We start from the raw sequence: 13,013 nt of genomic DNA, 5'->3' as shown, positions 1-13,013 counted from the left end.
GGAGAAATCTTTATTTTTAAGGCTAGAGAGGCTAAAGAACGACAGTTTAAATCTATTCAATGTATTTGACCTTGATTTTCCGCATTGGGCCCACTTTTACAGCAATATGTTGACAGTTTATACCCAGTCTGACCAAGCTTTATCCTGGATAGAACGCCATGGTCATTGTCCACCGGCATTTGTCTGTGTGTTGGGTTTTACGGAAACGGGTTTAATTCCAGGTATTTCCGCCGCCGGCAAAACCCCCGCTGATCGAAAGTTTACGGCGATCGCCGATGCAGAATTTTTAATTAGGGGCACTACCGCAGGGGCAACCTATCCCTTACCTCCCCTCATTTCTGGGGTTTCCCCTGTGTTCATCACCAAAGCGTTGGTGGACGCCCTCGGCACACCGGTGTATTTGTTTAACTCCGGTTTACCCGTCCCACCTTCCGTAGCCGCCATTGATCTGGGAGGGCAACCGGCCCGCTGTCTCTCCACAGGGCAGGCCCTATCGTTGGGGACAGTGGAGCATCTTTTTCGGCAGGGTTTACAGTGGGGCGAAAAGTTAGCCCAGGAGCATACTGACAGTTACTTGGTACTGAGCGAATGTGTAGTGGGGGGCACTACCACCGCCCTAGGAGTATTGTTGGGTTTGGGCATCGCCGCTGGGGGTAAGGTCAACAGTAGTCATCCCCATTGCAATCATCAGCAAAAATTAGCCCTAGTACACCAAGGGTTGAACCATTGTTCCCCCAATCAAGATCCCATGGCTGTGGTCGCTGCCGTTGGGGATCCGATGCAAATCGTGGTAGCTGGGATGGCGATCGCCGCTAGCCATAGTACGGGGGTGATGTTGGCGGGGGGAACCCAAATGTTGGCAGTTTATGCCTTGATCCAAGCCCTAGCTCAGCAAAGGAATCTGAGGGTGGATTTTTCCCGCCTGGTGGTGGGTACAACCAAATGGGTCTGTGAAGATGCTACGGGTGATACGGTGGGATTGGCCAATTTGCTTTCTCCGGTGGTTTTGTTAGCGCCCCAACTCAGTTTTGCTCCTTCCCTTTATCCCCAACTGCGGGTCTACGAACAGGGCTTTGTCAAAGAAGGGGTGGGGGCCGGGGCCATGGCGATCGCCGCCCAACTCTATAAAAATTGGGATCAGGACCAGTTGCTAGGACTAATTGAGAATTTAATTGCCAGGGAATTGGGACCGGGCCTGGGGAGCCCCCAAAAATGACAGTGATTATTGCGGGGGAAAGAAGCGGCGCTGGCAAAACGACCATCACCCTGGCGATGTTGGCCTATCTAGCGCAACAAAAACTAACCGTGCAGTCCTTCAAAGTGGGGCCAGACTACATTGACCCCATGTTCCACAGCCAAATTACGGGCCGTCCCTGTCGTAACTTAGACCCCTTTTTAACTTCCGAAAGCTATGTCAAAGATTGTTTTCTTTACCACAGCCAAGCCACTCCCTATAGTTTGATTGAAGGGGTAATGGGACTATTTGACGGCGTGCCCTACCAAGGCATGGGGGATTATGCTTCCACTGCCCACATTGCCAGATTATTGAAGTTGCCCGTAATTTTTGTGGTGGATTGCCAGCGTTTATCCGGCTCCATTGCTGCCATTGTCCAGGGTTATCGCCATTGGCAACCGGAGATTACCTTAGCCGGGATAATTTTGAATCGGGTGGGAGGCGATCGCCACTTAGAATTACTCAAAATTGCCTTGGCACCGTTGGATATTCCCATTCTGGGGGTATTTTTCCGTCAGCAGCACTTAACTTTGCCCGATCGCCATTTGGGGTTGGTGCCCTGTGGCGAGTTGCCGCAAATTCAGCAATATTTTGACCAATTAGCCCATTTGGCCGCTCAGCAATTGGATTGGCCTAAGCTTATCCCCTTACTAAAAACTCCAACCAACATACTCCCCCCCACTAATTTATTTAACATTCCCATCCAAAACCCCCAAGCCCGATTGGCGATCGCCCAGGATCAGGCGTTTAACTTTTACTACGCCGATAACTTGGATCTACTCAACCACTGCGGCTTTGAACTCATTCCCTTTAGCCCCCTAGAAGATAATAAACTTCCGCCGGCGATCGATGGAATTTACCTGGGCGGTGGTTTTCCTGAGCTGTTTGCGGAACCTCTCAGTCGTAATCAGCCGTTAAAAAATCAGTTCAAGCAACTAATTAACCAAGGGCTACCCGTATATGGGGAATGCGGCGGTTTGATGTATCTCAGCCAAGCCATTACGGACTTTACCGGGCAAACTTTTCCCATGTTGGATATTCTCCCCACCGCCGTCATCATGGGGGGCAAACTCAGTCTCGGATATCGCCAAGCCCAGGTGGTCAATTCCCACAGTTGGTTGTGGCCAACAGAACCCCTGCGGGGCCATGAATTTCACCGTTCCCAGATGACGGAACTCCCTGGCCAAGCTCTCTACCGCCAGCGGGGGCTCCTGGCCATTGACCAGGGGACAATGGATGGCTGGTGTTTGGGCCCTGTTCAGGCTTCCTATCTCCACCTCCATTGGGGCAGTCAAATTTCCCCGGTGGAAAAATTTTTAGCTACTTGCCTTGCCTTTCAAAAAAAGTTGAGCTAACTTGGGAGGAGTCCACCATTTAAGTCAGTACCATTAAGGAATACAGGAGGTGATGCCCATGGTAGAAAGTAGTATGTGCATGGGTCGTTTGGTTGAAGTTAGCCGGCTGTGTGCCGGGGCCGTTCTTTAGAGTAACTATTCCCCACAACCCGAATTAGCTACATTTAAAGTTCCTTCCGGCAGTCAGGTTTCAACCGAACTGACCCCCTAGACCGCTCTCCCGAACCGCTGCAATCCAGCCTTTGGGGGAGCGGATAGTTTTTTGGTGGGAAATTAGATTATTGTGGGGGGCTTTGGTCGGTCGATTCACGATTCCAGTCGTAGCAACTGCCCGTTATTGTTATCGGTTAAAACATAAACATGGCCATCGGGGCTTTGGCGAATATCCCTCACCCTGTCTCCAATGGCAATAGTGGTTTCGCTAATAATTTCGTTATTTTTCCCAACCCGTAAATGGCGAACGCCCCTGTCCACTAACCCACCAGCAAAAATGGTGCCCTGCCACTCGGGATGGCGATCGCCACGATAAATGGCTAAACCGGAAGGGGCAATGGCCGGAGTCCAAACCTGGAGGGGATCTACCATATCAGGGCGAGATGTGACGGGGGCAACGGGCTGACCCGTACTGTATTCCTTGCTGAAGGACACCACTGGCCAACCGTAATTTTCTCCCTTTTGAATTAAATTCAGTTCATCCCCGCCCCTAGAACCATGCTCCGTAGCCCAGACCTGTTGGGTAACGGGATCATAGGCCATGCCTTGGATATTGCGGTGGCCATAACTCCAAATTTCCGGGGCCGCCTCGGGATTATCTACAAAGGGATTATCGACGGGTATGGTGCCATCATCATTGATGCGAATTACCTTGCCGAGGTGACTAGCCAGGTTTTGGGCCTGTTGGCGGATAAAGTCTCCCTCCAGTTGCACAGGGGGATTGCCGCCGTCACCAATGGAAACTAGCAGTGTTTCGTCCGGCAACCAAGTTAACCGGGAGCCAAAATGCTGACCGCCGGATTTGGTTTGTCCTACTTCAAAAATGACTTGCCAATCCGTTATTGTTTCCCCATCAAAAACCGCCCTGGCTACCCTGGTGCGATTAGCCTGCTGAGTACCGTGGGAGTAGGTGAAATAGACGAAGCGATTTTCTTCAAAACGGGGGTGCAGAGCAATATCCAGTAAGCCCCCCTGTTGGGAAGCAAATAGTTGTTGGGCAGAGACGGTGGCAACTTCTTCTACCCCGCCGATCGCCTCTGGATCTAAGACACCATTACGAACAATGCGGAGTCGCCCCGGTCTTTCGGTGATTAAAATGTCGCCGTTGGGTAACCAAGCCATACCCCAGGGATGTTCCAAACCGCTGATTATCGGCACAGCTTTAATTTCTTTTTGGGGAGTTTGGGCCACCTCCATCGAATTAGTCGGCCTGGGGGAAGTTTGACCTGCTTCAGTGTTTACAAGATCAGCTTGGGAAAATGCTCCACAGCTTGAGAGGGCAATGCCACTGGCCAGGGGGAGGGTAAGCTTGAACAGAAATGAAATAAACATAGGGCCGATTAGTCGCGTTCCTTTTTACTCCACCTTAAACAATTTGCCTGGCAACCAAGACCAGTTAGTGGCCAGTTGATCTTCGGCAGTGTGATTAGAATGGAGCTAAAGTCAAAGCCCACCGAGGTTAAAACTCGATGACTGCCGCCAAGCCCCGTTGGACAATCGCAGACCTAGAATTTTTTCCTGATAATGGCGATCGCCATGAAATTATTGATGGAAACCTGTACGTGACCCGAGCGCCCCACTGGAAACACCAAAAAGTTCTCACTAGGCTGTGTCAGGCTTTACCCTCCCAAGATGCCCATGGTCGGACGGGAGAAGTTTTGCAAACACCGGGGCTAATTTTTGCTAGCGACGATAATGTCATTCCCGACCTAGTTTGGATTAGTCAGGAAAAACTTAACCATTATGCAGATGAAGCCGGGCATTTCACCGCCGCCCCGGAACTGATCGTGGAAGTGCTTTCCCAAAAGAGTCAGGATATTGCTAGGGATCGCCAGGTGAAGTTGAAACTCTACTCAAGGGTGGGGGTTGAGGAATATTGGATTGTGGATTGGCAACAACAAACGGTGGAAATTTATCGGCGATCGTCAGCCCGTTTGGAACTGGTTTTAACTCTGTTTTCTGAAGACCAATTAACTTCCTCCCTTTTCTCTGATTGGAGCCTACAGGTTGCAGATATTTTTGCTTGAAAACGTCAATTAAACAGGGGCAAAGAACCATGTCTAACCAGTCTCGACAATCCCTGCCTGCCGTAGTAACTCCTTCAAGCGAGCATTTTCTGCCTCAGCTAATTCGGCCCGTTTTTCGGCCTCTTCCGCCAACGCCGCCAGAGCCACAGTGCTCAAGAATGGACGGCGATCGGGGTAGAAAATTTTTAAATCATCCGGGGTAAGTTCAAAGTGGATACCCAAAAGGGGACTTGTCCAATGCTCCACTTCATCAATGACCGTTAACTTACCCTGCCACCGTTGCAAACCCACTAGTTCATTGTTATCGGGGTCGTAGACATAATATTCTTCCACACCGTAAAAATCATAAAAATCCCTCTTTTTATTCATCTCCTTGAGACGATTGCCGGGGAACAGCATCTCAAATACTACCTGGGGCGGTTGATTGTCTTCCTGCCATTGACGGTAGGAACCCCGATCGCCCTTGGGTCGGCCTAAAGCCACCAAAACATCGGGGGCAACCCGGATTTCTGGCTTACCCTCCACGGGATACCAGAGCAGATCCCCGGCCACAAAAACATCGGGGTTATCCGCAAAAAGACATTCCAGATTTTCTTTTAATAGGACAATCCAACTAAACTGCTTGGTATTGTCAGCCATGGGTTGTCCATCACTATCGGGATAAACAATTTGCCGATCTAAGGCGGCGGTCATAGCGGTGGTCTCCAGCAGCTCGGGACTGACCTTTAGTTTAACTGATGATTTTTGATCATCATCTAGGGAGCGTTCTTCAACTCTGGAACAAACTACAACAGAACAAAATAGTTAAATTTGTTACCTTTTCCCCGGTAACAATCTGAAATTTCAGCAAAACTTAATAGATTCATTAAGGAAACCTCCCTCCTCTCCATAATGACCGCTACAATTCAAAAACCGGGGAATGCCCTGCCATAGAGGTCTTCGTCCCCTCATCCCAAACTTTTGTACGGTTACCAGTCCTATGAACAGTTCTCACCTCGCCCCCCAAGTCCAAGGTCTTTACGATCCACAAAATGAACATGATGCCTGTGGGGTGGGTTTTATTGTGCAGATGAAGGGCAAAGTTTCCCACGACATTGTGGAGCAGGGCCTACAAATGTTGGTTAATTTGGAGCACCGGGGAGCCTGTGGCTGTGAGCCAAACACGGGGGATGGGGCCGGTATTTTAATCCAAGTTCCCCACAAGTTTATCCAAAAAGTAGCTGGGGCTGAGGGGATTACTATTCCCGCTCCAGGGCAGTATGCAGTGGGCAATATTTACGGCTCCCCCGATCCGTTGGCCAGGGCCGAAGCTCGGCAAAAATTCAATGACATTGTCACCCAAGAGGGTTTGCAGGTTTTAGGCTGGCGAGACATTCCCACCCATAACGAGCCCCTGGGGGATACCGCCAAGGGCAGTGAACCTTTTATGCAACAGGTTTACATTGGTCGGCCGGAAGGCTTGACCGATGACTTGGATTTTGAGCGCAAACTATACGTCATTCGTAAGTTGACCCACGGGGCCATCCGATCACAAAAGATTGATAGTCATTGGTATGTGGCTAGTTTGTCTGCCCGCACTTTGGTTTATAAAGGCATGTTGACCACTGCCCAAGTGGGACAGTATTACCCCGAACTCCATGACCCGGAAATGGAAAGTGCTCTGGCCCTGGTCCATTCCCGGTTTAGTACCAATACCTTTCCCAGTTGGGAGCGCTCCCACCCCTACCGCTACATTGCCCATAACGGCGAAATCAATACCATGCGGGGCAACGTCAATTGGATGCAAGCCCGTCAGGCCCTGTTTGAATCGTCCCTATTCGGGGAGGATATGGCTAAAGTTCAGCCGGTGATCAATATCGATGGCAGTGATTCCACCATTTTTGACAATGCTCTAGAACTACTATATTTAGCCGGCCGCTCCTTGCCCCATGCAGTGATGATGATGATTCCGGAGCCTTGGAGTGCCCACGAGTCCATGAGCGCGGAGAAAAAAGCATTCTATAAATACCATTCCTGCCTAATGGAGCCTTGGGACGGCCCGGCCTCCATTGCCTTCACCAACGGCAAAATGATGGGGGCAGTGTTGGATCGTAATGGTCTGCGGCCTTCCCGTTACTACGTTACCAAGGATGATCTGGTGATTATGGCTTCGGAAGCGGGGGTATTGCCCATTGAGCCGGAGCGGGTGGCCAAAAAAGGACGGCTACAACCAGGGCGGATGTTCTTGGTAGATATGGAGCAGGGGCGCATCATTGCCGACGAAGAAATTAAACAGAATATTGTCAGTCAGTATCCCTACGGTGAATGGTTGACGGCTAACCTAAAGTCTCTGGATCAATTACCTGTTCCCGGCAATGTCCCCGGCACCGATGCAGAAAGCTTACGCCAGCGGCAAATGGCCTTTGGTTACACCTTTGAGGAGTTGCGCATTCTGATGGCTCCCATGGGTCGGGATGGAGTGGAGGCGATCGGTTCCATGGGGGCAGATACTCCCCTGGCGGTGCTGTCCGATAAACCCAAGTTGCTTTACAACTATTTCCAACAGTTATTTGCCCAGGTTACTAACCCCCCCATCGATTCCATTCGAGAGGAAATTATTACTTCGGCGGAAACCACCATTGGCGGTGAAGGTAATCTGCTCGACCCCCGGCCAGAAAGTTGTCGTTTGATTGAATTGAAAACGCCGATTCTGACCAACGAAGATTTGGCCAAGCTCAAGGCTCTCGATAACGATGAGTTTAAATCCGTTACCCTAGACATTCTGTTTGACCCCAACCAAGGGGAAACTGGCTTAAAAACTGCTTTAGATGACTTATTTACCAAAGCGGACCAGGCGATCGCCGGAGGGGTCAATTTAATTATTCTCAGTGACCGGGATGTGGCGTCGGAAAAAGCGGCAATTCCGGCTCTCCTAGCGGTATCAGGGTTACATCACCATTTGATTCGTAATGGTTCCCGTACCAAAGTGGGGTTAGTGCTCGAATCTGGGGAACCGAGGGAAGTGCATCATTTTGCCGTACTGCTGGGCTACGGTTGTGGAGCCATTAATCCCTATTTAGCCTTTGAAACTTTAGACGGCATGATCGCCGAAGGTTTACTGGTTAATGTAGACCATAAAACTGCTTGCAAAAACTACATCAAAGCCGCCACCAAGGGGGTAATTAAAGTAGCTTCTAAAATTGGCATTTCCACCATCCAAAGTTACCGGGGCGCACAAATTTTTGAGGCCGTTGGCTTAAATCAGTCGGTCATTGATCAATATTTCTGTCGTACTTCTTCCCGTATTCAAGGATCGGATCTCGGGATAATTGCCCAGGAAGCCATTCTGAGGCACCAACACGCCTTTGCCCCCCGCCCCGGCGATCGCCATACCCTGGATGTGGGCGGTGAATACCAGTGGCGTAAGGATGGGGAAGAGCATTTATTTAGTCCCCAAACCATTCATTTGCTCCAACGGGCAGTGCGGGAAGGTAACTATGATCTTTATAAACAGTACGCCGCTTTAGTTAACGAACAAAACCAAAAGTTCTTTACCCTGCGGGGCTTACTGGACTTCCAAGACCGTGAACCCATTCCCCTCGAAGAAGTGGAGCCGGTGGAAGCAATTATGAAACGCTTTAAAACCGGGGCCATGAGCTACGGTTCCATTTCCAAAGAAGCCCATGAATCCTTGGCGATCGCCATGAATCGCATTGGCGGTAAGTCCAATACCGGGGAAGGGGGGGAAGACCCAGAACGGTTTACCTGGACCAATGACCAAGGGGATTCCAAAAACAGCGCCATTAAACAGGTGGCTTCCGGTCGTTTTGGGGTCACCAGTTTGTACCTCTCCCAAGCCAAGGAAATTCAGATCAAAATGGCCCAGGGGGCTAAGCCGGGGGAAGGGGGTCAGCTACCGGGCAAAAAGGTCTATCCCTGGATCGCCAAAGTGCGCCACTCCACCCCTGGGGTTGGTTTAATTTCCCCGCCGCCCCACCACGACATCTACTCCATTGAGGATCTGGCGGAGTTAATCCATGACCTGAAAAATGCCAACCGGGAAGCCCGCATTAACGTCAAGCTGGTGTCTGAGGTTGGTGTTGGTACCATTGCCGCTGGGGTAGCCAAGGCCCATGCCGATGTGGTCTTAGTTTCCGGTTACGATGGTGGCACCGGGGCCTCTCCCCAAACTTCCATCAAACATGCCGGTTTGCCCTGGGAATTGGGCCTAGCGGAAACCCATCAAACCCTGGTATTAAATAATCTCCGTTCCCGCATTGTGGTGGAAACCGATGGGCAAATGAAAACCGGTCGGGACGTGGCGATCGCCGCCTTGTTGGGGGCAGAAGAGTTCGGTTTTTCCACTGCGCCGTTAGTATCCCTGGGCTGCATTATGATGCGGGCCTGTCATCTCAACACCTGCCCCGTGGGTATTGCCACCCAAAACCCAGAACTGCGGGCTAAATATACCGGCGACCCGGCCCACGCGGTGAATTTTATGACTTTCATTGCTACGGAACTGCGGGAAATCATGGCACAACTCGGTTTCCGCACTATTAACGAAATGGTAGGGCACACGGAAATCCTGGAGCCTAAAAAAGCGGTGGACCACTGGAAAGCTAAAGGCATCGACCTTTCTCCCCTACTGCATCAGCCTGACGTGGCCCCGGAAGTGGGACGTTATTGTCAAATTCCCCAGGACCACGGTCTCCAGCACTCCCTTGATATGACCCAACTGCTGGACCTCTGTCAACCGGCGATCGCCAAAGGCGAAAAAGTTAAAGCCACTTTACCCATTACCAACATCAACCGCGTGGTGGGCACCATTGTGGGCAACGAAGTCACCAAACGCCATTGGGAAGGACTACCGGAAGATACGATCCATCTCCATTTCCAAGGCAGTGCGGGGCAGAGCTTCGGCGCTTTTGTACCCAAGGGTATGACTTTGGAACTGGAAGGGGATGCCAATGACTACGTCGGCAAAGGTCTCAGCGGTGGCAAAATTATTGTCTATCCTCCCCAGGGTTCCAGCTTTATTGCAGCGGAGAACATTATTGCAGGGAACGTCTGTCTCTACGGCGCAACGGGGGGCGAGGCCTACATTTCCGGCATGGTCGGAGAACGCTTCTGTGTCCGTAATTCCGGTGTCAATACGGTGGTGGAAGCGGTGGGCGATCACGGCTGTGAATATATGACTGGCGGGAAAGTGGTTGTCCTCGGTAAAACAGGACGAAACTTTGCGGCGGGCATGAGTGGTGGTGTGGCCTACATCTTTGACGAAACGGTTGATTTTGCCACCCGTTGTAACCAAGCTATGGTTGCTTTGGAAACTTTGGAAGATCCTGAAGAAATCAAGGATCTGCAAGAGTTAATTCAAAACCATGTTAACTACACCAATAGCGCCAAAGCTAAAGCTATCCTAGCAGATTGGGAAGTCAATATTCCTAAATTTGTTAAGGTGATGCCGAGGGATTATAAACGGGTTTTACAAGCGATTAAAAATGCTTTGGAAGCCGGCTTAAGTGGTGATGATGCCCTGAATGCGGCGTTTGAGCAAAATGCCAAGGACGTGGCTCGCATTGGAGGCAGTTAGGTTAATCTGAATGAGAGAGGGGCTTCGGCCCTTTTTTCCTCATTATCATTTTTGAGAATGGCATTTGGGAGTTTCACGAAAATGAGTAAACCTAATTTTTCGCAGTTAACCCGTCAGGAGTTAAAAAGTTATATTCGTCAGCATCCCACTGATGATGAGGCGATTCGAGAGTTATTTGTTAACCGTTGTTCACCTGACGCAAAAGTTTTTCCACCGCTTTCTGAGATGACGAAGGAAGAGTTGGACAATGTGTTTGGTCAAAGTATGTCTAGTTAGCTACTGAAGAAGAGTCATTCTATCTCTATCTGAATTCTTTGAAGTCTGGTTCTTCATATAGCCAGCTTTGTCCTAGTTCTCTTTACCCTTTAGAAATTGATAAGGCAATTGTCTCGTACACATCCCCAAAGTAAGTTAATTACATATTATATTCTTCTCTAATCCAAAATGTACTCACTTAAGGCTACAGATATTGCTGAATATATTCGTTATCAATCTTGTGATCGCCGGTTCAAGTTAAAGTTAAATAATTATGAGCTTGTTAAACAGGACATTCCTTTTGCTCAGTTAATCTTCTCAACATCTTTAGATCCAGTTTTAGAAGCAGAAGGTAAAAAAAGAGAAAATGAATGGGAGAGATCGCTTCAGAAAGAAGGGTTAGTGGATTTAACCCAAATAGAGCAAAATGCTGGAGAAGATAAATCAACTGATTGGAATGACTTTGTTGAAAGCTTACAAAGCTTACAAGTTGGGCAAAGGGCTTATGGGCGAGAAATTTCTGTAAGTGGAAATTTAGGTGAATTTAATATTCGTGGACAAATAGATTTCGTAATTATTTTCTGGGAAAACAATGAACCCAAACTACGATTAGTTGAGTGTAAAGCGTCTCGAAAAGATAGAACTTATCATCAAGTACAGGTCGCATTATATCGAATACTTGTACGTCAATTAATAGAAGCAAATCCAATAAACATTAACGGGATTAATCCTAAGTTTGAAGATATTGAATGTGTTGTAGCTCGTATAGATGAAAATACAAATAAAAGCCAGGATATCATTAAATCTGAAGCCTTAAATTTAGACACAATAGAAGCGGACATTAGTCATCTGGTAGCTTACAATGGCGTACTAAAGCATATTATTGAAACTGATTTAGATAATTTGGATTATCAGTTAGACCAAAAATGTAGTGACTGTACATTGAGCGTTCACTGTTTAACTGAAAGTGCAAGGCAAAAACGTTTAGAATTACTAGGAATAGATTCATCAATTGTTAAAGCTTTAAATAAAGTAGGTGTTGAAAATCTTGATAGTTTAGCAGAGATTGATTTGACTGGCATTCAAGCTAGTCAACTTCAGCAAGACATAAGTTTTACAGAGAATTTGGAACTGCTTCAATTAAAAGCAAAAACTCGTAGGCGTACTCTTCCTGATGGGGATTTAGATCCAGAGACTTATGAAGTGACAGCACTTCCTAAATATTCAGGCAATAGTCAACTACCAGAACATACAGTTAATGAAGAACGGCTCATTCGTGTTTATCTTTCTGTTGAGTATGATTATGTGGAAAATAGAATAGGTGCGTTAGCTGCTCATGTAACTAAAAGTGAAGGAAAATTAGATCCAAAATTTCAGCAAAATGAAGATGATACATGGAAACCAGATCCTAATCTTAAAGAGTATTTAGAAGAACTTGATGAAAATGGGCAACGAATTTATCTGGAAAAAGAACTTGAAGGAGAAGATATAATTAAGTTTAAAACATCAGCTTGGACAGGAGATTACAAAGAAGATAATAGTGCTGAAAAAGAACTAATACAAGGATTTTTATTGGAATTAGTTGATGCAATTGCCTGTGTTGCGGAAACCGAGCAAGCACCCATTCATTTTTATGTTTGGTCACGTCAAGAAATGACTCAATTAGTTGAGGGATGTTCTCGTGTTAGTTCCCAATTATTAAGTCATTTGCGAGAATTGTTGGGGTGCCGGGAAAGTTTAGAACAACTTATTTACTCTTGTCTTTCCGATGAAGTAGATCGTCGCTATGCTTTAGGATGGACAGGTAGAGATTTAGCCGTTGTAAGTTCTCTAAAGTGGTTTGGAAGACGTTATCATTGGCAAAGAAAAGTTTCAGGAGTTATCGTAAGTTTAGATCAAATTTTTTCTAAAGATGTTTTCGACTTTAAAACTAATTTAGAAATAGGTGAAAATAATCAATGGGCAGAATCAAATGATCAAAATACTCGTAAACATCAGTTTGAAGTTAGACTAAGATACTTTAATTCTCTAAGTGCAGCTTATTGGCGAGGTTATTGGCGACAACTTCCTGACCCTAATAACCCTAATCTTAAATTAAATATCAGAAAATCTATTGAACTCTATAATCAAGCGCAAAAACCCAATTATTTAAAAGAGTATTTTCGAGCTCGTACCCATGCCATCAGATGGATAGAGGAAGGAATTAGATTTAAGAATGCAGAAATAATTAAAGAACCTTTGACTCAGAAACGTTGAATGGTATTTATGTGCCACCGAAAAATAAGCAGAATAACCCTATAGCAAAGCAAATTCATCACCTTAGTGCTAACTCCCTTAGCCAGTGTACATAGCTTATT

7 protein-coding genes and 1 pseudogene are annotated in these 13,013 nt (G+C 47.5%); 6 read left to right on the top strand and 2 right to left on the bottom strand.

Annotated features, from left to right (window positions below):
• Nucleotides 1–106: 106 nt before the first annotated feature.
• The gene (cobT, locus tag H6G45_RS03545; RefSeq protein ID WP_190596680.1) at nucleotides 107–1,216 is read left to right on the top strand and encodes a nicotinate mononucleotide-dependent phosphoribosyltransferase CobT; all 1,110 of its coding nucleotides are present in this window, start codon (nucleotides 107–109) and stop codon (nucleotides 1,214–1,216) included.
• Nucleotides 1,213–2,661: pseudogene (locus H6G45_RS03540) on the top strand (cobyrinate a,c-diamide synthase). The gene cobT and the pseudogene H6G45_RS03540 overlap by 4 nt, the downstream one beginning before the upstream one ends.
• Nucleotides 2,662–2,895: 234 nt before the next feature.
• On the opposite strand, the gene H6G45_RS03535 reads toward H6G45_RS03540, so the two are convergent.
• A complete protein-coding gene (locus tag H6G45_RS03535) occupies nucleotides 2,896–4,134 on the bottom strand; it encodes a PQQ-dependent sugar dehydrogenase (RefSeq protein ID WP_190596676.1) in 1,239 nt (412 codons plus the stop codon).
• A gap of 137 nt (nucleotides 4,135–4,271) precedes the next feature.
• Between H6G45_RS03535 and H6G45_RS03530 the strand changes: the two genes are divergently transcribed.
• A complete protein-coding gene (locus H6G45_RS03530; RefSeq protein ID WP_190596674.1) occupies nucleotides 4,272–4,829 on the top strand; it encodes a Uma2 family endonuclease in 558 nt (185 codons plus the stop codon).
• Between the two features lie 33 nt (nucleotides 4,830–4,862).
• On the opposite strand, the gene H6G45_RS03525 is transcribed toward H6G45_RS03530, so the two are convergent.
• Nucleotides 4,863–5,522 (bottom strand): Uma2 family endonuclease, encoded by a 660-nt coding sequence (locus tag H6G45_RS03525; RefSeq protein WP_190596672.1) that lies wholly within the window; start codon nucleotides 5,520–5,522, stop codon nucleotides 4,863–4,865.
• Between the two features lie 226 nt (nucleotides 5,523–5,748).
• Between H6G45_RS03525 and gltB the strand changes: the two genes are divergently transcribed.
• From gltB to H6G45_RS03510, 3 genes are all read left to right on the top strand, one after another.
• Nucleotides 5,749–10,401, top strand: a complete 4,653-nt coding sequence (gene gltB, locus H6G45_RS03520) for a glutamate synthase large subunit (RefSeq protein WP_190596669.1) — start codon at nucleotides 5,749–5,751, stop codon at nucleotides 10,399–10,401.
• Between the two features lie 81 nt (nucleotides 10,402–10,482).
• Nucleotides 10,483–10,677 (top strand): hypothetical protein, encoded by a 195-nt coding sequence (locus H6G45_RS03515; protein ID WP_190596667.1) that lies wholly within the window; start codon nucleotides 10,483–10,485, stop codon nucleotides 10,675–10,677.
• 168 nt (nucleotides 10,678–10,845) lie between these two features.
• Nucleotides 10,846–12,912: a PD-(D/E)XK nuclease family protein gene (locus tag H6G45_RS03510; protein ID WP_190596664.1), complete on the top strand. Its 2,067-nt coding sequence runs from the start codon at nucleotides 10,846–10,848 to the stop codon at nucleotides 12,910–12,912.
• The last annotated feature ends 101 nt before the right edge of the window (nucleotides 12,913–13,013 follow it).

The sequence above is a fragment of the Synechocystis sp. FACHB-383 genome (assembly GCF_014698605.1).
Classification (GTDB): Bacteria; Cyanobacteriota; Cyanobacteriia; order Cyanobacteriales; family Microcystaceae; genus Synechocystis; species Synechocystis salina.
The sequence above is the reverse complement of the archived record's forward strand: the minus strand, read 5'-3'. Positions and strand labels throughout refer to the sequence as shown.

What these genes read in the sequence shown, in the direction of transcription:
- cobT (WP_190596680.1), top strand. Translation starts at nt 107, where the DNA reads ATGTTGACAGTTTATACCCAGTCTGACCAAGCTTTATCCTGGATAGAA.
- H6G45_RS03535 (WP_190596676.1), bottom strand. Translation starts at nt 4,134, where the DNA reads ATGTTTATTTCATTTCTGTTCAAGCTTACCCTCCCCCTGGCCAGTGGC.
- H6G45_RS03530 (WP_190596674.1), top strand. Translation starts at nt 4,272, where the DNA reads ATGACTGCCGCCAAGCCCCGTTGGACAATCGCAGACCTAGAATTTTTT.
- H6G45_RS03525 (WP_190596672.1), bottom strand. Translation starts at nt 5,522, where the DNA reads ATGACCGCCGCCTTAGATCGGCAAATTGTTTATCCCGATAGTGATGGA.
- gltB (WP_190596669.1), top strand. Translation starts at nt 5,749, where the DNA reads ATGCCCTGCCATAGAGGTCTTCGTCCCCTCATCCCAAACTTTTGTACG.
- H6G45_RS03515 (WP_190596667.1), top strand. Translation starts at nt 10,483, where the DNA reads ATGAGTAAACCTAATTTTTCGCAGTTAACCCGTCAGGAGTTAAAAAGT.
- H6G45_RS03510 (WP_190596664.1), top strand. Translation starts at nt 10,846, where the DNA reads ATGTACTCACTTAAGGCTACAGATATTGCTGAATATATTCGTTATCAA.